The organism is Gordonia sp. w5E2 (assembly GCF_036540975.1).
GTDB classification, from domain to species: Bacteria; Actinomycetota; Actinomycetes; order Mycobacteriales; family Mycobacteriaceae; genus Gordonia; species Gordonia jacobaea.
This window is the reverse complement of the sequence record NZ_CP144213.1, coordinates 3,418,247-3,439,906: the sequence shown is the minus strand read 5'-3', so window position 1 is coordinate 3,439,906 and position 21,660 is coordinate 3,418,247. Positions and strand designations below refer to the sequence as shown.

The following is a 21,660-nucleotide window of genomic DNA, read 5'->3' as shown; positions in this document are numbered from 1 at the left end:
ACATGCAGGTCTTCGCTTCCGGAGTAGTCCGAACTGCGAAGGCGTGGGCTCGATGAGTGCGCGCGCAATGTCTGGTGCCCCGCGGTCGGTGTGGATCGTTGCCTACAGGTCACGCGGTGTCGCGGCGACGATCTCGATCCCGCCCGGATGATCCCATTCTGTTGTGCATGGGAGTCCTCGGCGTACCAAGATGTCACGGTCGCGTCAGTGCACCGTTGTCAAGTGTACTTGGTGAAGCGATCGCAGCCGACCTACCATCGCCTCATGTCGTCTGCCGCGCCTTCATCCGAGTCTTCTGCTGAGTCACCCTCTGGGCCGTCCTCGTCCTCTGAGTCGGCCTCCGTCACCTCGGTCGATCAGGAGGATCCGGCGATCGGCAAGCTCTACTCGGTGCTGCTCGCGGGCGAGTTCGCCGCCTTCCACCGACTGATCGACGAGACGGCAATGGCGCCCGATGTGCAGGGGCGCATCAACATCGCACGCATGGTCGCTTCGGAGATCGCGCACTTCGAGAGGCTGTCCGAGCAGGTGAGCCGACGCGGCATCGACCCTGCGGAAGCCGTGGTGCGCTACAGCGGGGTGTTCGACGAGTACCACCGCGTCACCAATCCCAAGACCTGGTACGAGGCGCTGGTGAAGGCATACATCGCCGACGGACTGGCAGCCGACTTCTACGCGGAGGTCTCCGGTGCTCTGCCCGCAGGACCTCGCGCGGTGGTCGCCGAGGTGATGTCGGCGACGGGCAGTTCGGCATTCGCGCGCGAGGAGGTGCGCAAAGCCATCGACGCCAACCCCTCGCTGCGGTCGCCGCTGACGCTGTGGGGACGTCGCCTGCTCGGCGAGGCCATCACTCACGCGCAATGGGTGCTCGCGGCGGAGGAGGAGGTCACCGACCTGCTCTTCGCAGGCGCGGCGTCGTTGCAGGGCATGGCGGGATTCTTCGACGTCGTCGCCGACCGGCACAGCGCACGCATGGCCGACCTCGGGCTCGGCTGAGACGTTCCGATCCGCTGCGCGTTCGGGTTCGTTCGCTGTCAGCGGAGCGGGTGTCCGTGTGGCGCGACCCTGCACTAGCCTTATGCCGAAGGCATTGAATTAGCACTGTGCCGAAGGCTTGCGGCGCTCGAGTGATCGGGCGCCGGAGTCGTGCAAGACGAGAAGTCGCGCGCGACGACTCGCCTCACACATCAGTCGCGCGACTTCCGCGCGACGTCGCCAACGGAAGGGTGGCCATGTCCGTCGAAGTGAAGATCGGCATCACCGACAGCCCGCGAGAACTGTCCATCCAGTCGACGCTCAGCGGCGACAAGGCCTTGGCCGCCGTGGAGTCCGCCCTCGCCGGCAAAGAGGCGTTGCTGACGCTGACCGACGACAAGGGTTCGCGATTCCTGATCCCGGTCACCAAGATCGCCTACGTCGAGGTCGGCAGCTCGGAGACGCGACGCGTCGGATTCGGGAGCTGATCGCACCCAGGAGCTGGTCCAGGCCCCCGACGGTCATTGCGACCGGAGGGGGCCGATCTCGTGGGTTACTCGGCAGCGGAGGGTGCGGCGTCGGTCTCGAACGCGTGCCCGGCCTGTTCGGGGGTGCCGGATTCGCCATGCTTCGGCACGCGCGACAACCCGCCCCAGAGCAGCGCGACCGTGGTGTCGACCGCTTCGCTCTTGGCGATGGGGCGCTTGGCCTCGAGCCAGTATCTGGCGTTGACCTGACTCGCGCCGACCAGCCCGGCCGCGAGCATCCGTGAACGGTAGGGGTCGAGCCCGGAATCGTGCATGACGAGCCCGTAGACGGCGTCGACGCATGCCTCGGTCGCGCCCTCGACGCGACGGATCACCGCGGGATCCAGAGCGTCGGAGGAGAAGATCAGCCGGTAACCGGAATTGTCCTCATCGATGAAATTGAAGAACGCCTCTACTGCCGCCCGGACACGCTGCCGGTTGTCGGTGGTGGTGAGCAGTGCGTTGTTCACGTCGGTCACGAGCTTCTCGGCGTGCGAGTCGACGACCGCGATGTAGAGATCGAGCTTCGACGGAAAGTGTTGGTACAGAACGGGTTTGCTCACTCCTGCGTGGACAGCGATCTCGTCCATGCCTGCCGAGTGGTAGCCGCGTTCGACGAAGATCTCGCTGGCGGCGTCGAGGAGTTGTCGCCGCCGTGCGCTGCGGGGCATCCGGGTCCCGTTTCTGGTACCCGATGACGATGCGTTGGCGGTAGGTGGCATGGATATAGGGTACTCGGGCCGCTCGGCAACGTGACCGGGGTCGCACCCTTTGTCGACTGTCGGGTGTCGTGCCGGTGGCCCAGGGGTGGCCGGGTGCCGTCGGCCTCCCGGGATTGCGTGGGCACCTGTGAGAAAGTTGTCCGTGTGAGCCACACAGACAGTGGGCCCGAACAGTCGGGGGACGACGTCGACCTATCCCGTCGGGACAACGGATCGACCCGCCGGGGCGGCGCATCGACACGTCGGGTCAGGGCAGGGGACGCGGCGCGTGAGGCACGTTCGCAGCAGCGGGCGTCGCGGTCGTCGGTTGAGGACACCACCCGGATCGAAAAGGTCCGGACAGGCACGACGCCCCCTTCGGGAGTGACGTCCAACCCGGGCCACCGCCCGCGGTCGCGTCCGCTGCCGGATCAGCCGCTACGGGCGCGGTGGGACCCGACCGACGACAACGGGCGGGCCAGGGTCGACCGCGACGCCCAACCAGAGCGGAAGAAGCAGAGCGCGCTCGGTCGCTTCGTCTCCACGTACGGGTGGCGCGCGTACGCGATTCCGGTCCTGATCATCCTCACCATCGTGCTGATCGTGGTCACCGTGAGCGACGACGGGTCGAGTTCGGACGCGCAGAGTTCCGACGTCACGCCGGCAGCCCAGCGCAACACCGACGTCACCAAGGAGACCAAGCCGGTCGGTGCTCCTACGTCGTCGATCAAGGACGTGTCGCTACCCGCGGGAACCCTGCCCGACGGCGGGCCCTACACGCAGCAGGGTAAGAAGACCTTCCACGTCGTCCCGGGTGCGGGAAAGCAGATCGGCACCGGACCGCAGGTCTACACCTACACAGTCGAGGTCGAGGATGGGGTCGCGCCGTCGGATTACGGCAGTGATCGCACCTTCGGCAAGATGGTCGACGCCACGCTCGCCAACAATCGCAGTTGGATCGGCGACGGCAAGGTGGCGTTTCGGCGCATCGCCGACGGCGAGCCGGATCTGCGGGTCTCGCTCAGTTCACCTGGCACCGCGCGAGAGCTGTGCGGCTACCAGATCAAACTCGAGACGTCGTGCTTCTACCCACCCGACAAGCGGGTGACCATCAATGAAGCCCGGTGGGTGCGGGGTGCGCTGTCCTACGAGGGCGACGACGTCGCCTATCGGCAGTACCTCATCAATCACGAGGTGGGCCACGGCATCGGCTACGAGCACCACGAGCCGTGCAAGCACAACGGGGCGCTGGCGCCGGTGATGATGCAGCAGTCCTTCGGCGTCGCGAATTCTCAGATCATGGCGCTCGACCCCGACATGCAGGCCGACAAGGCGTTCGTGTGCAAACCGAATCCGTGGCCGTTCCCCGACAGGTGAGCGCCACGCGTCGAGGCTGTCGGGAATGCCCGTGTGGGACGAGTCGTTGCCTAGATGAGTCGGTTTTCCTTTCCAGACGGTATTTCTAGACGGAGGCGTCCACGTGTCCCTGCCACCGCTTGTCGCACCAGCGGCAGAACTCTCCAATGACGAAGTAGCCCGCTACAGCAGGCACCTGATCATTCCCGATGTGGGGATGGACGGTCAGAAACGGTTGAAGAACGCCAGGGTGCTCGTCATCGGCGCCGGTGGACTCGGTTCCCCGACGCTGCTCTACCTCGCGGCAGCGGGTGTGGGAACAATCGGCATCGTCGAATTCGACGTCGTCGACGAGTCGAATCTGCAGCGACAGGTCATCCACGGACAGTCAGACATCGGTCGGCCGAAGGCCGAGAGCGCTCGTGACTCGATCCAGGAGATCAATCCGTACGTCACCGTCAACATTCACGATGAACGGCTCGAGCCGGAAGGCGCGATCGAACTGTTCTCGAAGTACGACCTCATCATCGACGGCACCGACAACTTCGCGACCCGGTACCTGGTCAACGACGCCGCGGTGCTCGCGCACAAGCCGTACGTGTGGGGATCGATCTATCGGTTCGAGGGCCAGGCGTCGGTGTTCTGGGAGGACGCACCCGACGGACGCGGCATCAACTATCGCGATCTGTATCCGCAGGCGCCGCCGCCCGGGATGGTTCCCTCCTGCGCGGAGGGTGGCGTTCTCGGCATTCTCTGCGCGTCGATCGGCTCGATCATGGGTACCGAGGCCATCAAACTGATCTGCGGTATCGGCGAGCCGTTGCTCGGTCGTCTGATGGTCTACGACGCGCTGGACATGACCTATCGAACCATCAAGATCCGCAAAGACCCTGAGGGCGAACGCATCTCCGGACTCATCGACTACGAGGAGTTCTGCGGTGTGGTCTCCGACGAGGCCGCGCAGGCAGCCGACGGTTCGACGCTCACTCCGCGCGAACTGAAGGAGCGTCTCGATGCCGGCGAAAAGCTGGCGCTGATCGACGTCCGCGAGCCCGTCGAATGGGACATCGTGCACATCGACGGTGCCACGCTGGTCCCGAAGGGCGACATCCTCTCCGGTACGGCGCTCGCGCAGATCCCGCAGGACCGTCCGACGGTGCTCTACTGCAAGACCGGTATCCGGTCCGCCGAGGCGCTTGCCGCGTTGAAACGTGCGGGTTTTGCCGACGCCACTCACCTTCAGGGTGGGGTCACCGCGTGGGCCAATCAGGTCGACAAGGAACTGCCGGTCTACTAGGCGTCGTTCGTCGCAAGTCCCGGCGCGCCCCGCGTCGCTGCAGCACATACGGCGTTGTGCTCGGTAATCTCTGCAGACGTGCAGAATCCGCAACCGCCCGATCACGTGCTCAACACGTTCGGGCTCACCTCTCACCCGCCCATCGCCATGGGCGACACCTGGGTGGGTGGCTGGCGGGTCGGCGAGGTGGTGTTGTCCCTCGTACCCGACCACGCGCGGGCAGCGTGGTCGGCGTCTGTGCGCGAGAACCTCTACGTCGAGGGACTGCGCGTCGCACGACCGTTCCGCGCGACCGACGGGCGGTACGTCGTATCGGGGTGGCGCGCGGACACCTACATCGCCGGGTCTCCCGAACCTCGACACGACGAGGTACTCGCCGTCGGTGATCGCCTCCACGAGGTGCTCGCCGATCTCGAACGTCCACGCTTCCTGTTGCAGCAGCCGGCACCGCCGCACACCGACGTCGACGTGTTCGCCGCGGCCGACCGCGCCGCGTGGGAAGACGTGCCGTTGCGTTCGGCGCGCGCCGCCGGAATGAGCGAACCCACGTCCGACGACGGCAAGCGCAGCGTCGACATGCTGAAAACCCTCGGAACGCTGCGCAAGCCTGTCGACGTGCCGTCGCAGGTGGTGCACGGCGATCTGTTCGGCACTGTCCTCTTCGCGGGTGCGGCCGCCCCCGGCATCACCGACATCGTGCCCTACTGGCGTCCGGCTCCGTGGGCGTCGGCGGTCGTCGTCGTCGACTCGCTTGCGTGGGGCGGGGCCGACGATGAACTGGTGCAGCGGTGGTCCGACCAACCCGAATGGGCGCAGATGATGTTGCGCGCCACCATGTTCCGGCTCGCGGTACACGCCCTGCATCCACGCTCGACTGCCGGCGCGCTGCCGGGACTCGCGCGGGTCGTCGACATCGTGCGGATGATGCTCTAGCGGCGCTCTCGGCCGGATCGGTACATCACGACGTCGGGATCTCCCAGCGGCAGTCGCGCAGCGCGACGCGGTCGTCGGTGACGGGTACGCCCTCGGCGCGCAGTCGTTCCAATTGACGCGCTGCCAGGTGTGCCGCGGGGCGCCCCGACGCCGGAACAACCCGATGCCACGGCAGGTCCGCGGTGTCGGTGCGCATGATCCAGCCGACGATCCGCGGTGACGAGAGCCCCGCTGCGGCCGCGAGGTCGCCGTAGGTGCTCACCTGGCCTACCGGGATGGCCGCGACGAGATCGCGCACCACTTCGACGTCGGCCTCGCTGATCCGGGCCAACGGCTTTTCACTTGCCTTCGCGGACGAGTTTGGCGCACAGGTCGGGTTCGAGGAACGGCACCATGTGTGCGCAGTCGGCGTGGTGGACGGTGACGTCTGGTCGCTCCGCCGCGCAGGCGTCGAGGAATGCGCGACCGACGAACGGCGGGTCGACGCGGTCGGCGACGACTACGTCGGTACCGACGCCACGCGGGGGTAGGACGAACGGTCGCGCCATCTCGCTCCACGCTGTCGCCGCGGCGGGCTCGCTGATCCGCCACCCGACCCGGCCGTGTGGACGGTCGACGAGATGCTCGTCGAGTTCGCGATCGAGGTCGTCGGTCGGAACGTCGGCCCACCCCTCGGACAGCTTCGCGGCGCGCGCGGCGTCGGCGTTGGCGTAGTCCCAGTTGTCGAGGCTGTCGGTGGACACTTCGAGCGCGAACACCGGGTCGAGGCCCTGGGCGGGATCGAGGAGGACGAGCCGACGAACCCGGTCGGGCATGCGCGCGGCGAGGCGTACGGCGATGGCACCACCGAAGGAGTGGCCGACCAGCACGAACGGTTCGGTGGCGCCGAGCTGTGTCTCGACAGCGGTGGCGACGGCGTCGACGTGGTCGTCGAGTCCCCACGGCGGCCGCCACGGCGACCTGCCGTGCCCGAGGAGATCGGGAGCGATCACGCGGAGCTCGGGAATGCTGCTCGACGCAAAGTGTTCCCATCGTCGGCCGTGGCCGGTGAGACCGTGCAGTGCGACGACCGCCGGGCCGTCCGGAGGGCCGAAGACGTAGGTGTGCAGCGGAGCCATGAACTCATCATGCCCCGCGGCGTATGCGTTCGGTGTGCGCCACCCCGACTGCTCGTCCGGGTGGGGAAGTCGTCGGAACGGGTGTCGGAGGCGCGTGATTCGATGGACTCGTGGCTCGACGACAAGGGGGACTGGGACCGTCCCGGACGCAGACACCCCGCACACGCCCTCGTGAGGGGCAGGGTGGCGGCACGGCTATGCGCACCCATCTCGTCGCATCGACCACCGGGCCCAACGGTGCGCAGGGGGCCGCGCAGCCGAGGGTCTGGCCCGCGCAGGTGCAGGCTGTCATCGACGGTGAGGCACCGGCCCCTGGCGACGGCTCGAGCTGGCAACCCTGGCGGGTGCACGGCGGGCCCGGAACAGGCAAGACGTCGCTCGTCGTCGACGCCGCCGTCGCGCGGTTGCTGTCTGCCGACACGGATCCGGAGTCGATCCTCGTGCTCGCGTCGAGTAGGCGCGCGGCGGTCGCGCTGCGCGAACGGATCACCCGCAGGGTGTTGGCGGCGTCGGGTGGCTTCGGAACAGGTGCAGGCGGCGCGTTGCGCGAACCCCTCGTCCGCACGATCCACTCGTACGCCTTCGCCATCCTGAGGTTGCAGGCGAGCGCTCACGGCAATCCGCCGCCTCGTCTGATCACCGGTTCGGAGCAAGACGTCGTGCTGCGGGAACTGCTCGCGGGCGATATCGAAGACGGTGCGGGCTACTGGCCCAAGTTGCTGCGTCCCGCGCTGGGCACCGACGGCTTCGCGCAGGCACTGCGCGACCTCATGATGCGGGCCGCTGAACGCGGCGTCGGCCCCGAAGAACTCGCGTCGCTCGGCCGCGCACACCGCCGCCCCGAATGGATCGCCGCCGCGCGGGCATACGCACAATACGAGCAGAACATGCTGTTGCGCGGGGCCGTGGGGCTCGCGACTCCCGGTGCGTCGGCGCCCGCGGTCGACGCCGCAGAGCTCGTCGGGTCGGCACTGTCGGCGTTCGCGACAGATCCCGAGCTTCTCGCGGGGCAGCGCAGTCGCATCCGGCACCTGATCGTCGACGACGCGCAGCACCTCGACCCGCAGGCAGCAGAACTGGTCCGACTCGTCGGCACCGGAACCGAATCGACGATCATCGCCGCCGACACCGACCAATCGATCTTCGGATTCCGCGGTGCGAGCCCGCGTTTCGCCGACGGACTGGCCGATCCGGGGTCTGAACGCGACATCGTGTTGAGCGAGAACTTCCGCTCGCATCCCGACATCGGCGAGGTCGGCCGTGCGCTCGCATCGCGGCTCCCCGGTGCCCGGCCGCATCCCTATCCACGCGCGTCGGCAACCGCGGACGGCGAGGCCGGCGCGGCGGTCAGGGTGTTCTCGTCGGCAGCCAAGGAGGCCACAGCCATCGCCGACCTGCTGCGTCGTGCCCATCTGTTCGAGGGTGTCCCGTGGTCCGACATGGCGGTCATTGTGCGATCGGTCCATCTCGCATTGCCCGCGCTGCGGCGAGCGTTCCGATCCGCGGGCGTCCCGCTGACAACGCCCACCTCCGATCTGCCGATCCACCGGCAACGTTCCGTCGCGGCGCTGATGACGGTGCTGTGCGCGGTCGCGGCGCGCTCGGACGCAGCTGAGGAAGCTCCTTCTCCCGACGAGACGTTCTCCATCGACGACACCGTCGCGTTGCTGACCGGCCCCATCGGGGCCGCCGATCCGGGCGCGATGCGCCGGCTGCGTCGTGGTGTGCGCAGGTGCGACGAGAAGGCGGAACGGGCTGCGTCGTCGGCGGGAGACGCCGCGGGTGTGACTGCGGCGCAACGTGATTCGCTGACATCGTTGCGGGAGGCGCTGCTCGACGACGAGGTTGCGCAGCGCTACCTGCGCGCGCTGTCCGACGCCGAAGCCGCGCCGTTGCGCCGTGCGCTCGATGTGATCGCTGCGGCGTTGCGTGCTCATCGTGCCCGACGCGGCGTCGAGGAGACACTGTGGGCCGCATGGCAGGCGAGTGGGCTCGAGCGTCGGTGGGTCGGCAGTGCGATCCGGGGCGGGCCCGCGGGTGAGCAGGCCGACCGCGATCTCGACGCGATGATGGCGATGTTCGAGGCGGCAGGCGACTTCGCCGACACCCTCCCGTCTGCCGGTCCCGCGGCATTCGTGCACTACCTGAGCCAGCTGCAGATCCCGCGTGATTCCCGAACCGCCTCTGCGGCAGCCGATTCCGTGACGGTGCTGTCCGCGCACGCCGCGGCGGGCCGCGAGTGGGAGGTCGTCGCTGTCGCGGGTGTCCTCGACGGGCTCTGGCCCTCGTTGCGGAGTCGGGGCAGCGTGCTCGCCACCGCAGAACTCGTCGACCTGCTCGACGGCGTCGCACCCGACGGGATCGACGTCGTCACGCGAGGTGCCGGGGCGCTGGCCGACGAGCGGCGTCTGTTGCTCGTCGCGTGCACGCGGGCGCGGCGTCGACTTCTCGTCACAGCGGTCGAGGACGGTAGCGGCGACGCATCGCCATCGAGGTTCGTCGCCGAAATCGCCGCGGCGCTCGGCAGCGCGTCCGACACCGACACAGATGAGCCGCAGGTCATCGAGGGTGTCGCACTCGATCCCGGCGTCGACCGTGTTCTCTCGCTCCCGTCGCTGGTGGCCACCCTGCGGTCCGTGGTGATCGCCGGTGCGCAGGAGCCAGAACTCGACGATCGCACCAGGGCGGCCGCCGAACTCCTTGCCACACTTGCCGATTCCGACATCCCGGGTGCGCACCCGCGTGATTGGTTCGGTCTGGCAGAGGTGAGCACCGATGCGCCGCTGTGGCGCGCCGACGACGGGCCGATCACGCTGTCGCCGTCGAACATCGAGAGTCTGAGCAGGTGCTCGCTGCGTTGGCTGCTCGAACGCAACGGTGGGCGCGACGGCGATGCCACGCCCGCGATCGCGGGCAGTCTGGTGCACACGCTCGTGCAAGCGGTTGCGGGCAACATCGACCCGGCCGAGGTGACCGGCGCGCTGCGCGACATCTGGGAGCGCGTCGACACCGGAGCCGCGTGGTATTCGGCGCACGAGTTGGAACGGGCCGAGGAGATGCTCACCAATTTCCGTGACTGGCTGCGTATTTCGCGCGATGACCTGCGCGAGCGTGGTGTCGAATCGGCCATCGACGCCACGGTGCCCGGCATCGACGACGATCCACCGGTTCGGTTGCGCGGTCGCGTCGACCGGCTCGAGGCCGACTCGGCGGGCAGGCCTGTCGTCGTCGATGTGAAGACCGCGAAGACCGCGGTGTCGCGCGCCGATGCCGAGGAGCACGCACAGCTCGCCGCCTACCAGGTGGCGCTTGCGCACGGCGGTGCGGCGCAGTTTCCGCCCGACGCCGACGGCACGCTCGAACCCGGGGGTGGCCGCTTGGTGTTCGTGTCGGCGAATAATGCGTCGACGGGCGCGGCCGAGCGTGTCCAACCTCCGCTCACGCCCGAACTGCTCGACGAGTGGATCACCGTGGTGCGGTCGGCGGCCAAAGCGAGTGTCGGGCCGGTGTTCGACGCGACGCCCAACCCCGGCTGCGGACACTGTGCATTGCACACGAGTTGTCCCGCCCAGTTGCGTGGCAAGGCGGTGATCGATGACTGACGTCGATGTGAGGCGCGCGCGTGTCTCCGCGACCTCGTTGGCCGCCGCGCTCGGATTGCCCCTACCGACAACCGAACAGGTCGCGGTGATCGAGGCGCCGCTGGAACCGCTGCTCGTGGTCGCCGGTGCCGGTGCGGGCAAGACCGAGACCATGGCGTCGCGGGTCGTGTGGCTCGTCGCCAACGGACTGGTGTCACCCGACGAGATCCTCGGACTCACCTTCACCCGCAAGGCGGCCAGCGAGCTCGGGGCCCGCATCCGGCGTCGACTCTCGATGCTCGCGGGGTCGCCCGCCCTGGTGAACTGGGACCCCGACGGCATGCTGGCCGCACGGCTGCGTTCCGCCGACCCCGAGGTGAGTACCTATCACGCGTACGCGGGCAGGCTCATCGCCGATTACGGGCTACTGCTGCCCGTCGAACCGAGTTCGACGCTGCTGAGTGAGACCGAGCTCTGGCAACTCGCGTTCTCGATCGTGTCGAACTGGACGGGGCCGCTGCACACCACCAAGGTGCCCTCCGGCGTGACCGAGGCCGTGCTGCGGTTGCACGGCGAGATGGCAGAACACCTCGTCGATCTCGACACGCTGACCGCGTGGGGCGACGATCTGCGGTCGATGGTCGATACGTTGCCGCCCGGTCCGCGGCAGCGTGCGGCGCCGAGCAAAGACCTCATCAAGATCCAGGAGGTCATCGACGAGCGTCGCGAACTGCTGCCGATGGTGGCAGCGCTGCGCGATGCGATGCGTGAACAGTCCGCTCTCGACTTCGGCAGTCAGATGTCGCTGGCCGCCCAACTGGTGCAACGCAATCCGGATGTCGCGGCGGGCGAGCGGCGCTCGTTCCGGGCCGTGCTTCTCGACGAGTATCAGGACACGGGCCATTCACAGCGCATCCTGTTGTCCACGCTGTTCGGCGGTGCGGCTACGAAAGCCTCTGGAGGCGAACGCATTCCGACGGTCGCTGTTACGGCGGTCGGCGATCCGATCCAGTCCATCTACGGCTGGCGCGGAGCGTCCGCGGCGAATCTGCCTCGCTTCACCGCCGATTTCCCGCGCTCCGACGGCAGGCCCTCGGAACGACTCGAATTGCTGACGAGCTGGCGTAACCCCTCACACACTCTCGAGCTTGCGAACCGGACGTCGGAAGAGTTGCGGCGCAGAGGAATTCCGGTCAGTGTGCTGCGTCCGCGACCCGACGCGCCGTCGGGGACCGTCTCGATGGCGCTCACCTCGACGGTCGTCGACGAGCGGGCATGGGTGGGTGAGGCCATCGAACGTCATTACCGTGACGCCGAGCGTGACGGCGTCGACCCGCCGACCGTCGCGATCCTGGTGCGTCGCAACGAGGATTCGGCACCGTTGGCGGCAGAACTCGAGAGTCGGGGAATTCCGGCCGAGGTGATCGGTATCGGCGGGTTGCTCCATGTACCGGAGATCGAGGACGTCGTCGCGACGCTGCGGTTGATGGCAGATCCGATGGCCGGGACCGCGGCGATGCGGCTCCTGACCGGCGCGCGTTGGCAGTTGGGTGCCGCCGACATCGCCGCACTGTGGCGGAGGGCCACCAATCTCGCCGCCGACGCCATCGCTGCGTCCGGTGGTGCGGTCACCAGCCGCGAAGAACTCGATGCCGCGCTCGACGCCGTGCTGCCGACCGAGGTCGTCGACCGTGCCGGAATCGCCGACGCCGTCGTCGATCCGGGCGACCCGGAGGCGTACACACCGCAGGGATACGCCCGTATCCGGGCGTTCGGCGCGCAGTTGGAGGCGCTGCGTAGGCGCATCGGCCAGCCGCTGCCCGAGCTCGTCGCCGACGTCGAGAACACGATCGGCGTCGGCATCGAGGCTCAGATCAGGGCCCGTCGCATGCGTGGCGCGATCACCGGCCGCGAACATCTCGACGCCTTTGCCGAGTACGTCACCGCGTACGCCGACCGTCCCGGCGCCAATCTGCCCGGCCTGCTGGCCTTTCTCGACACCGCCGAGACCATCGAGAAGGGACTCGAACCCGGCCGGATCGAGGTGGCCGAGCAGCGTGTCCAGATCCTCACGGTGCATGCGGCCAAGGGACTTGAGTGGGATGTCGTCGCGCTGCCGCACGTCGCGGCACGGATCTTCCCCGGTGGGAGGGCCGACACGACGTGGATGCGCAGCGCCAAGGAGTTGCCGGGGCCGCTGCGTGGCGACCTCGCGGAACCGGGGACGGGGGAGGGTTTCCCGACCTTCGACCTCGCAGCCGCCGGCATCAGCAACCGCAAAGAACTCGCCGAGGCGCTGACTCTGCACAAGGAGGCGATCGACGAGCGCAGGCTGGAGGAGGATCGTCGACTCCTCTACGTCGCGTTGACGCGAGCACGCCACGACCTGCTCGTCTCGGCGCACCACTGGAGCGAGACCGGCGACAAACCGCGCGGTGGGTCGGAGTTCTTCGACGAGCTCGTCGCCATCGTCTCCGACGCCATCGCCGACCCTGCCGTCGACTCCGACGGCCTCAGCATCGACGAGCTCGCCCCGCCACCGGACGATGGTGCGGCAAACCCGTTGGCCGAGCGGATCATTCGCGAGTCCTGGCCCGCGGATCGGTTGGGCGCGCGCCGCGGGGGAGTCGACGCCGCGGCACGACTCGTCCTCGACGCGGTCGCCGCGCGCAGCGCTCCCGCGCTCTTCGACGCACCCGCGGGCAATGCCGCCGGGTCGGACGCGACGGCCGAAGATCCTGAGATCGCGGAAGACCCTGAGATCGCGCAGTGGAGAGCGGAGGTCGACGCCCTGCTCGCCGAGCACCACCGAGGTAACCAAGCCGTCGTCGACGTCGCGCTCCCGACGCACCTGTCGGTCAGTCAACTCGTCGAACTCGACTCGGACGAAAGGGAATTCGCACGACGACTTCGCCGTCCGACACCGTTCCGGCCCAATCCGACGGCACGCCGCGGCACCGCATTCCACGCATGGGTGGAGCGGTGGTTCGGTGCGACGCGGCTACTCGATATCGACGAGCTACCGGGAGCCGCCGACTCCTCGGCCTCGCCGGACGCCGATCTCGACGCACTGCGCGACGCGTTCCTGGCGTCGAAGTGGGCGTCGCGCAATCCCAGCGAGGTCGAGGTCCCGTTCGAGACGGTCATCGGCGACACGGTGATCCGCGGCCGGATCGACGCGGTGTTCGCAGAACCCGACGGCTCGTGGGTCGTCGTCGACTGGAAGACGGGTGCGGTGCCCGGTGGTCGGCGCGACGGGGCGTCGAACGACTCGACCGTCGGTGGTGCGCAACGAGAATCCGTCGACATCCAGCTCGCCGCCTATCGGATCGCGTGGGCGCAGCTCGCGGGTGTGCCGGTCGAGCGGGTCAGTGCGGCGTTTCACTACGTCCGGCACAACTACACCCTCGAGCCCGAGGTGTTGCCCGACCATGACGATCTCGTCGCGCTGCTCGCGCGAGAGTCGGATCAGTGATACACCTCGCGGATGCATTAGATTCACACCCTGTGAAGCAAAGGTGGTTCGGCTGATGCGCGGACGCGGATTCCGACGTCGATGGCGGGGCGAGGAGCTGTCCGACGGCCCCGACTACGCACTCGTCGGCGTCGTCCGTATTCCGGAGCTCAAGCAGAGTCCCGCACGGGCGATCGGGCGTCGGGTCATCTTCGCTGTCGTCGCGCTCTTCTTCACGGCCATTCTCGTCTACGTCGACCGCAGTGGATACCGCGACGTTCAAGACAACCCGCTCTCATTTCTCGACGCGATGTACTACTCGGCTGTGACGTTGTCGACCACCGGCTACGGCGACATCACTCCGTTCAGTCCGTCGGCCCGCCTGCTCAACCTGCTGATCATCACTCCGCTACGCGTGCTGTTCCTGATCGTGTTGATCGGTACGACGCTCGAGGTGCTCACCGAGCGGTCTCGCCAAGCTCTCAAGATCCAGCGCTGGAGGAACAACGTGCGCAACCACACCGTCGTCATCGGGTACGGCACCAAGGGTCGTACCGCGGTCGACGCGATGATCGGCGACGGCATCAAGCCGTCCGAGATCGTCGTCGTCGACAACAACCCGGGTGTCCTCGAGCATGCGGAGGCCGACGGTCTCGTGACCGTCCGCGGCGACGCCACCAAGTCCGACGTCCTGCGGCTGGCCGGTGTCGCGCACGCTGCCAGCATCGTCGTGGCCGCCAACCGCGACGACACAGCCGTCCTCGCCACGCTGACGGCACGCGAACTTAATCCGCGCGCGAAGATCGTCGCGTCGATCAGGGAGTCGGAGAACACGCACCTGATGCGGCAGTCGGGTGCCAACTCGGTGGTCGTCTCGTCGGAGACGGCGGGCAGGCTCCTCGGTATCGCGACCATGACGCCGTCGGTCGTCGAGGTGATCGAGGACCTACTGACCCCCGACGCCGGCTATGCGATCGCCGAACGTGAAGTCGATCCGACCGAAACGGGCGGCTCGCCGGCCCACACCCGCGACATCGTCCTGGGCGTGCTGCGTAACGGTGTGCTGCACCGCGTCGACGACAGCGAGGTCGAGCAGATCGAGGCGGGCGACCGGCTGCTGTACGTCCGCAAGGGCGCGGGCGACTGACGTTCGCCACCGGCGAGCGAGTAGAACAGAGACCATGGGCGCCTTTGTCTTCGACCAACCGCCGCTGCTGTCCCGGGGCACGTTCGATCGTGCCGACGAGGTCCGTGACGAGCCCGACCGCATGCTTGCGGGCTGGCCGACAGCGCGCGTACTTCGCATCGATACGGGCGGTCGCTACCCCGTGGAGCCCGACGGGGCGCTGAGGTGGATCGACAGTTCTGAGTTCGGAGACGAGCCGCCGGTCGACGCGGTGTTCCTCGCGCACACTGATACCGACCTGTGGACGATCAGGGTCGAAGGACTCGACGGCAAGACCGCCGATCCCCGACGCGGGGCATCCCGACTCGACGCCGACGAGGCAGGGCTGCTCGCCACCGCGCTCGGCATCTTGAACTGGCATGCGACAGCGCGCTTTTCACCCGTCAACGGCTCGCCAACCGTCCCGGCGCGTGGCGGTTGGGTGCGTCGCAATCCGGAGACCGGCATCGACGAGTTCCCGCGCACCGACCCCGCGATCATCACCGTCGTCCACGACGGCGCCGACCGAATCCTGCTCGGACGCCAAGCCGTCTGGCCCGACCGGTGGTACTCGACGCTCGCGGGCTTCGTCGAACCGGGAGAGTCGTTGGAGCAGTGCGTGATCCGTGAGGTTCACGAAGAGGTCGGAATCGCCGTGCGCGAGCCGCGGTACCTGGGATCTCAGCCGTGGCCTTTCCCCAGATCACTCATGCTCGGCTTCTCCGCGATCGGTGACCCCGACGAACCGCTGCAGTTTCTCGACGGCGAGATCGGCGACGCGCAATGGTTCACGCGTGCCGAAGTGCTCGAGGCACTCGACCGCGGCGACGAATGGCTGCGGGGCATGCCCGAACCCGACGTCGCCGACGGCGAGGACGCCCCTCGGCTACTGCTGCCCGGCTCGATATCCATCGCGCGGGCGCTGGTCGAGGCCTGGGCCCGCACGCCCGCCTGACCGGGCCTGTCTCAGACGCCGAGCTTCTTCTTGACGTCGGTGATCGACGGATTCGTGGCGGTCGTGCCGTCGGCGTACTGGACCGTCGGGACAACATGGTTGCCACCGTTGACGCTGCCGACGAACTCGGCGGCGTCGGGGTTGCGCTCGATGTCGATCTCGGTCCACTCGAGGCCCGAGCTGCGCAGGGCCGTCTTGAGTCGTGCGCAGTAGCCGCACCACGATGTGGTGTACATGGTCAGCGCGGCGGGGGTCTGATTCTCAGATGTCTCGCTCATGGCATCCACAACACGAACTCGTCGGCGCGTGTTCCCGACCGGCTCTCGACGCCGACGAAGTGCACGCTCGGCCCAACACGGCGCCCAGTCGACGGCGAGGGCGCACAGTGGGCCAGACACAGCGCCCAGTCGACCGGATGCAGCGCCCAGTCGACCGGATGCAGCGCACAGTCGACGATGAGGTGTCGGACGTGAGCCCGACGCGCTTGTGGACAGCGGTGAACGGGCTCGCGTCGGCGTCGTATCGGGGTGCCATAGTGGAACCCGTGTCCGACAGCCCCTCACCGCCCCGCGCCGCACGTGACCGCAGCATCCTCGACGGACTCGACCCCGAGCAGCGGGCCGCAGTCCTCGCGCCGCGCGGTCCGGTGTGTGTGCTGGCGGGTGCGGGGACCGGCAAGACGCGCACCATCACGCGGCGCATCGCGTATCTGATCGATCAGGGGCAGGTCAATCCCGGTCAGGTGCTCGCTGTGACGTTCACGGCGCGGGCTGCGGGGGAGATGCGCGGCCGACTGAGGTCGCTCGGGGTCGGCGCTGACGGCCCGAGTGTGTTGGCGCAGACATTCCACGCTGCAGCGATGCGTCAGCTCCGTTACTTCTGGCCGCGGGCGTTCGGCAGTGCCTCGTGGGAACTCCTCGACAACAAGTTCCCACTTGTCGGACGTGCGGCACGCAAAGCCGGACTCGATAGCTCCACCGACACGGTGCGCGATCTGATGTCGGAGATCGAGTGGGCCAAGGCGTCGCTCATCGGACCCGAGGACTACGTCGCCGCCGTCACCCGCGTCACCAGGGAGACGCCCGCGCCCGCCGCGCAGGTGGCCAAAGCGTTTGCCGCCTACGAAGACGCCAAGGTCTCACCCGACGGCGATCGCCTCCTCGACTTCGACGACCTCCTCATCTACATGACGACGATCATCGAGTCCGACGCCGGCCTCGCCGACGAATTCCGTTCGCGCTACCGGTGTTTCGTCGTCGACGAGTACCAGGACGTGACGCCGGTGCAGCAGGGTCTGCTCGACGCCTGGCTCGGTCCCCGTGACGACCTGACCGTCGTCGGCGACGCCAACCAGACGATCTACACGTTCACCGGTGCCACGCCGAAGTACCTCCTCGACTTCGGTCGCCGGTTTCCCGACGCCGCGCTCGTGCGCCTCGAACGCGACTATCGGTCGACGCCGCAGGTGGTCAGCCTCGCCAACCGGGTGATCGGGGCCGCACGCGGACGGATCGCCGGGACGAGACTGCAACTGATCGGACAGCGCGACGCCGGACCCGAACCCGAGTTCGCCGAATACGACGACGAGCCGAGCGAGGCGTCGGCCGTCGCATCGGCCATCAAGCGTCTGATGAACTCGGGCGTACCCGCCTCCGAGATCGCGATTCTCTACCGGATCAACGCGCAGTCGGAGAATCACGAGCAGGCGCTCACCCAGGCGGGCATCCCGTACCAGGTGCGTGGTGGCGAGGCGTTCTTCACCAGAGCAGAGGTCCGTCAGGCCATGCGGCAGCTCTCGCTCGTGGCGCAGCGGGGCATCCGCGACGATGTCGAACTCGTCACTGTCGTGCGCTCGGTCCTCGGCGAACTCGGCATGTCCGACGACGAGCCGACCGGTGCGCAAGCGAAGGCCCGCTGGCAGTCGTTGCGTGCGTTGTCCGGGCTTGCCGACGACATGCTCGCCGACAATCCCGCACTCACGTTGGCCGAACTGGTCACAGAACTCGACGCACGGTCGCAGGCTCGGCACCCACCGACTGTCCAGGGCGTCACGCTCTCGTCGCTGCATGCGGCGAAGGGATTGGAATGGGACGCTGTGTTCCTGGTCGGACTGACCGAGGGATCTCTGCCGATCAGCCAGGCAATCAAGGGATCGTTCGACGACGTCGAGGAGGAGCGTCGACTCTTCTACGTCGGCGTCACCCGAGCCCGTGAACATCTGCACATCTCGTGGGCGACAGCACGAAACGAGGGTGGTCGTGCACGGCGTCGTTCGCGGTTCCTCGCCGACCTCGTGCCCGACGACTCGCCCGCATCGCGTATCGCGCCGGCGTCGAAGCGAGCACCGCGCAAGGGACCGACGTGCAGGGTGTGCGGTTCACGGCTGCTCGATTCGACGGCAACTCTGCTCGGCCGGTGCGCCGACTGTCCGTCGGACCTGGACGAAGGTCTGCTCGTGGCACTCAAGGAGTGGCGCCGTACGCGAGCGGACTCGAAGAAGGTTCCAGCCTTTGTCGTCTTCTCCGACAAGACATTGCTCGCGATCGCAGAGCAACGGCCGACGGATTCCGCTGCGCTGGTGTCGATCTCGGGTATCGGTGCCGCCAAGCTCAACGAGTACGGCGAAGAGGTCATCGAACTCGTCAAAACCGCAGGTCAAAAATAGGTTGTGTGCTCTACAGCGAACCGCATAGTCTGGTTCGCGTCAGCACGGGAAGGTCACCGGCACACTCATGTGTGCCACGACCCCTCGCGAAACCATCGAGACCGAAAGGAGTGGATCAGTGAACGGAATCGCCAACGCAATCGTGATTGCGAACACGATCGTCGACGACGCGGCATCTGCTGTGTTCTTCGAACCGATCGCAGCGATGCCCGATGCTCATCGCATCACGCATGATGCGCCGCGCGCATGTGCCGTCAGTGACCACGCCTGGCGTGCTGCAGACCTGCAGCCCGCACCGTGTCTCGGTGCCACCGGTTTCCTACCGGCAGCACCGGTAGCGAGCACTGCCGCAGCGAAGCGAGCGATGCAGCGGTTCCCCGTACTGACTCGGGACCTCTCCACGTAGGAGGGTTTCGACAGCCACAACGGCCACGGGTGAATCGCACAAGGCGACCCGTGGCCTTTCTCGTGACGGATCACCGAACCACCACACCAGTGGATCGGCGACTCCCATCACGTCGAGGCCGAGGGCCATCGCCACAGACGATGACCAACCTCGAACAGATGTGGAGTACCAGATGACCGTCGAATGTGTTCTGGAGTCCTGTATCTCGGCGGACTGCGAGGTCGCTGCCGGGAACGCGCTGAGTGCCTCACCGGCAGTGAGTGCATCGACCCTTCCGTGTCAGGAAGCCGACGCCGACCTGTGGTTCGCCGAAGACCCTCGTGACCTCGAGCGCGCCAAGGCGATGTGCGCCGACTGCCCCCTGCGGGCGCAGTGCCTGCAGGCCGCGCTTGATCGTGCCGAGCCCTGGGGTGTCTGGGGCGGCGAGATCTTCGAGCGTGGTGCCGTGATCGCGCGCAAGCGCCCCCGCGGCCGCCCGCGCAAGACCGCGGCCTGACATGGACGGACACGACCCACGCGGCCCCCGCCTCATGCGACAGACGACGTCGCAGATGGCGGGGGCCGCGTTGCGTTCTGGGCGACCTGCGACCTGGTGCGTGGGTCACCGTCAGGGATCGTCACAGTTAGGGACGCGCGCGAAAGCGAACCGCCCACTCGTTCGTCTCGACCTCGACGTCGGTGAAGCCCGCTGCGTTCAGTCGTTCGGCCAACGTCGCCGGATCGACCGGCACACAGACGTCGCCGGCGTGCAGTGTCGGGGTGCTGCTCGAGCGTCCGGTGATCTGTATGACGTTGACCCCGGAAATGGGCCCAGACTGTCATACGGATCGGGCTGGCATACGGATCGGGCTCATGCGACAAGACGATGCACTGCGGCTAGGTGGTCAGCGGGGGTATGTGGTGATGGTTTCGCCGGTGCGGGTGCTGGTCCAGGTGATGGAGAGGTCGGTGTGCATGGTGGGTGTCCAGAAGCCGAGGTGTTTGCGTTGGTGGTCGGGTCTGCAGAGGGGGACGAGGTTGAACAGCACGGTCCAGCCACCGGCGTGGGGGTCGGTGTGGTTGAACTTGACCAGGTGGTCGAGTTCGGTGTGTTCTGCGGGTTTGCCGCATTCGGGGTATCGGCATACTCCGTGCAGGGCAATGACTTGTTTGCGTAGCCAGTCGGGTGGTCGGTATCGCAGCGCCCATGGTGGTGGGGCTGGGTAGCCGCCGTGTCCGGTGGGGTCGGCGGGAGGTGCGGGATTGTCGGGCAGCCCCCATGAGGCGAGGTTGGATGCCATCGCGGCGAGGTTGAGCCCTGGCGAGGTGAGGTTCGCTGGGAGACTCGGCGGCCCTGTGGTGGTGAGTGTTGTGAGGTCGGGAAACACGACGGTCCGTGCGATGACGCCTGCCGCGAGTTCGGCGGCGTGGGCGGGGTCGATTGTTCCGAAGCCGACGAGCCGTGGAACCTCGACACCGGCGGGATCGATGAGCACCTCCAATGCCGTCTGCTGTGCGGGCTCGGCTGTCGGCTCTTCGGCAGGTTGCTCTTCGCACGTCGCGCTGTCAGCGGCCACTTCGACGTCGGCCTCGTCGAACGGTGCTGTGTCGCATGGTGTTTCGGGGTTACGTGGTGTGGCGGGGCAGTCGGGATTGCCGCAGTGGCAGGTGAGGTGGGCGCCGGGGAGGCCTTGGATTTCGGCGAGGGCGGCGACGCGGCGTCGGCCTTGTGGGCGTGGGTCGTCAGAACAGAGTCGTTCGTCGATGAGTGTGGAGATGCGCTGGGCGAGGTGGAGGCCTTGTTCGGCGGGTAGGCAGCCGTCGAGGGTGACGTGTCCGTGTGTGTCGGGTCGGATGTGGATGTTTTGGTTGCGGTCGGCGAAGTCGTGGCGGGCGTCCGCGGCGGCGTCGGGGTCGAGGGCGATCACGAGTTCGGAGAGTTGATCTCGCAGGGTGGAGTCGGCGGAGGTGCGTCGGGCGAGTTCGAGGGCGAGGGGTTCGGCATTCGCCCGCAGCGACGAGTCGAGCACCGACAGTTGGTCGGCGACGATTTCGATGCGGGACAACCGGATGCGGCCGTCGAGGAATGCGGTGGCGGTGTTGGGGAGGTCGGTGAGGTGGGCGCCGAGGATGGCGTAGCGGCGCGCCAGTGATCGGGAGATGCCGAGCTGTAACGAGATTTCGGCGATCGCGGCTTTGTCGACGGCGTGATGTGTGTGCGGTCGGGTGGCGGCGACGACGAGCATGTCGTCGGCAATCGATTCGCCGATGCGGTAGGCCAGGAGCGCGGTGCGTGCTTCGGCCTGGCGTGCGAGGCGTTGGGTGGTGCGGGCGACCTCGTTGAGTTCGACGCCGGACAGGTGACCGATGGTGTCGATGTCGGCGGGAGTGAACGAGAGCGGCGAGTGAGGGAACGGTGAGGTCGGGGCGTGGTCGTCGATGATGTCGGTCATGGCCCCCCCTTTGCGCCGGTATGTCGGTGATCGCTTGTGTGTTCGATCTGACAACAACGCTACAGGGTGGGTACGACAATTCGGACACGCGGAAA

At 67.6% G+C, this 21,660-nt stretch carries 17 protein-coding genes; 12 read left to right on the top strand and 5 right to left on the bottom strand.

All coding sequences use genetic code 11. From position 1 onward, the window contains the following. Nucleotides 1–264: 264 nt before the first annotated feature. On the top strand, nucleotides 265–996 hold the full coding sequence (locus RND64_RS15570) for a ferritin-like fold-containing protein (RefSeq protein WP_049699073.1): 732 nt from the start codon (nucleotides 265–267) through the stop codon (nucleotides 994–996). Between the two features lie 236 nt (nucleotides 997–1,232). Further along, nucleotides 1,233–1,463, top strand: coding sequence for a DUF3107 domain-containing protein (locus RND64_RS15565; RefSeq protein WP_049698968.1), 231 nt, complete (start codon nucleotides 1,233–1,235; stop codon nucleotides 1,461–1,463). 65 nt (nucleotides 1,464–1,528) lie between these two features. Here RND64_RS15565 and RND64_RS15560 read toward each other — a convergent pair whose 3' ends face one another. Then, nucleotides 1,529–2,224 (bottom strand): TetR/AcrR family transcriptional regulator, encoded by a 696-nt coding sequence (locus RND64_RS15560; protein ID WP_049698969.1) that lies wholly within the window; start codon nucleotides 2,222–2,224, stop codon nucleotides 1,529–1,531. 324 nt (nucleotides 2,225–2,548) lie between these two features. Here RND64_RS15560 and RND64_RS15555 point away from each other — a divergent pair, with 324 nt between their 5' ends. The 3 genes from RND64_RS15555 (at nucleotide 2,549) to RND64_RS15545 (ending at nucleotide 5,789) form a co-directional block, all read left to right on the top strand. Next, complete coding sequence (locus RND64_RS15555) at nucleotides 2,549–3,580, top strand: DUF3152 domain-containing protein (protein WP_414651998.1); 1,032 nt, start codon at nucleotides 2,549–2,551, stop codon at nucleotides 3,578–3,580. 103 nt (nucleotides 3,581–3,683) lie between these two features. After that, the gene (moeZ, locus tag RND64_RS15550; RefSeq protein WP_049698971.1) at nucleotides 3,684–4,856 is read left to right on the top strand and encodes an adenylyltransferase/sulfurtransferase MoeZ; all 1,173 of its coding nucleotides are present in this window, start codon (nucleotides 3,684–3,686) and stop codon (nucleotides 4,854–4,856) included. Between the two features lie 78 nt (nucleotides 4,857–4,934). Further along, complete coding sequence (locus RND64_RS15545) at nucleotides 4,935–5,789, top strand: TIGR02569 family protein (RefSeq protein ID WP_049698972.1); 855 nt, start codon at nucleotides 4,935–4,937, stop codon at nucleotides 5,787–5,789. A 25-nt stretch (nucleotides 5,790–5,814) separates the two neighbouring features. Here RND64_RS15545 and RND64_RS15540 read toward each other — a convergent pair whose 3' ends face one another. Together RND64_RS15540 and RND64_RS15535 are read right to left on the bottom strand one after the other, a co-directional pair. After that, a complete protein-coding gene (locus tag RND64_RS15540) occupies nucleotides 5,815–6,120 on the bottom strand; it encodes an MGMT family protein (protein ID WP_049698973.1) in 306 nt (101 codons plus the stop codon). A 7-nt stretch (nucleotides 6,121–6,127) separates the two neighbouring features. Then, entirely contained in the window at nucleotides 6,128–6,907 is a 780-nt protein-coding gene (locus RND64_RS15535; protein ID WP_049698974.1) for an alpha/beta fold hydrolase, read from the bottom strand. Nucleotides 6,908–7,104: 197 nt separating this feature from the next. Between RND64_RS15535 and RND64_RS15530 the strand changes: the two genes are divergently transcribed. Genes RND64_RS15530 through nudC form a run of 4 tightly spaced genes read left to right on the top strand, consistent with a single transcriptional unit; the run spans nucleotide 7,105 to nucleotide 16,062 of the window. After that, on the top strand, nucleotides 7,105–10,509 hold the full coding sequence (locus RND64_RS15530) for an ATP-dependent helicase (protein WP_270486899.1): 3,405 nt from the start codon (nucleotides 7,105–7,107) through the stop codon (nucleotides 10,507–10,509). Beyond that, nucleotides 10,502–13,963 (top strand): ATP-dependent DNA helicase, encoded by a 3,462-nt coding sequence (locus RND64_RS15525; protein ID WP_049698976.1) that lies wholly within the window; start codon nucleotides 10,502–10,504, stop codon nucleotides 13,961–13,963. Before RND64_RS15530 ends, RND64_RS15525 begins: the two co-directional genes overlap by 8 nt. Before the next feature lie 55 nt (nucleotides 13,964–14,018). Beyond that, on the top strand, nucleotides 14,019–15,089 hold the full coding sequence (locus tag RND64_RS15520) for a potassium channel family protein (RefSeq protein WP_049698977.1): 1,071 nt from the start codon (nucleotides 14,019–14,021) through the stop codon (nucleotides 15,087–15,089). A gap of 34 nt (nucleotides 15,090–15,123) precedes the next feature. Then, nucleotides 15,124–16,062, top strand: coding sequence for an NAD(+) diphosphatase (nudC, locus tag RND64_RS15515; RefSeq protein WP_049698978.1), 939 nt, complete (start codon nucleotides 15,124–15,126; stop codon nucleotides 16,060–16,062). Nucleotides 16,063–16,073: 11 nt separating this feature from the next. Here nudC and RND64_RS15510 read toward each other — a convergent pair whose 3' ends face one another. Continuing rightward, nucleotides 16,074–16,340, bottom strand: a complete 267-nt coding sequence (locus RND64_RS15510) for a mycoredoxin (protein ID WP_049698979.1) — start codon at nucleotides 16,338–16,340, stop codon at nucleotides 16,074–16,076. Nucleotides 16,341–16,606: 266 nt separating this feature from the next. Between RND64_RS15510 and RND64_RS15505 the strand changes: the two genes are divergently transcribed. The 3 genes from RND64_RS15505 to RND64_RS15495 all read left to right on the top strand — a co-directional run bounded on the left by RND64_RS15505 (nucleotide 16,607) and on the right by RND64_RS15495 (nucleotide 19,629). After that, nucleotides 16,607–18,727, top strand: a complete 2,121-nt coding sequence (locus RND64_RS15505) for an ATP-dependent DNA helicase UvrD2 (protein ID WP_331436679.1) — start codon at nucleotides 16,607–16,609, stop codon at nucleotides 18,725–18,727. A 118-nt stretch (nucleotides 18,728–18,845) separates the two neighbouring features. Continuing rightward, nucleotides 18,846–19,133, top strand: coding sequence for a hypothetical protein (locus tag RND64_RS15500; RefSeq protein ID WP_049698980.1), 288 nt, complete (start codon nucleotides 18,846–18,848; stop codon nucleotides 19,131–19,133). Nucleotides 19,134–19,305: 172 nt separating this feature from the next. Further along, complete coding sequence (locus RND64_RS15495; RefSeq protein WP_049699075.1) at nucleotides 19,306–19,629, top strand: WhiB family transcriptional regulator; 324 nt, start codon at nucleotides 19,306–19,308, stop codon at nucleotides 19,627–19,629. Nucleotides 19,630–20,017: 388 nt separating this feature from the next. Here RND64_RS15495 and RND64_RS15490 read toward each other — a convergent pair whose 3' ends face one another. Next, nucleotides 20,018–21,565 carry an HNH endonuclease signature motif containing protein gene (locus tag RND64_RS15490; RefSeq protein ID WP_235434347.1) on the bottom strand — a complete coding sequence of 516 codons (1,548 nt, stop codon included), beginning with the start codon at nucleotides 21,563–21,565 and terminating at the stop codon, nucleotides 20,018–20,020. Nucleotides 21,566–21,660: the final 95 nt, after the last annotated feature.

Coding starts and splice junctions, on each gene's coding strand:
- RND64_RS15560 (WP_049698969.1), bottom strand. CDS start 2,224: ATGCCACCTACCGCCAACGCATCGTCATCGGGTACCAGAAACGGGACC.
- RND64_RS15530 (WP_270486899.1), top strand. CDS start 7,105: ATGCGCACCCATCTCGTCGCATCGACCACCGGGCCCAACGGTGCGCAG.
- RND64_RS15520 (WP_049698977.1), top strand. CDS start 14,019: ATGCGCGGACGCGGATTCCGACGTCGATGGCGGGGCGAGGAGCTGTCC.
- RND64_RS15490 (WP_235434347.1), bottom strand. CDS start 21,565: ATGACCGACATCATCGACGACCACGCCCCGACCTCACCGTTCCCTCAC.
- RND64_RS15535 (WP_049698974.1), bottom strand. CDS start 6,907: ATGGCTCCGCTGCACACCTACGTCTTCGGCCCTCCGGACGGCCCGGCG.
- RND64_RS15565 (WP_049698968.1), top strand. CDS start 1,233: ATGTCCGTCGAAGTGAAGATCGGCATCACCGACAGCCCGCGAGAACTG.
- RND64_RS15495 (WP_049699075.1), top strand. CDS start 19,306: ATGACCGTCGAATGTGTTCTGGAGTCCTGTATCTCGGCGGACTGCGAG.
- nudC (WP_049698978.1), top strand. CDS start 15,124: ATGGGCGCCTTTGTCTTCGACCAACCGCCGCTGCTGTCCCGGGGCACG.
- RND64_RS15510 (WP_049698979.1), bottom strand. CDS start 16,340: ATGAGCGAGACATCTGAGAATCAGACCCCCGCCGCGCTGACCATGTAC.
- RND64_RS15525 (WP_049698976.1), top strand. CDS start 10,502: ATGACTGACGTCGATGTGAGGCGCGCGCGTGTCTCCGCGACCTCGTTG.
- RND64_RS15570 (WP_049699073.1), top strand. CDS start 265: ATGTCGTCTGCCGCGCCTTCATCCGAGTCTTCTGCTGAGTCACCCTCT.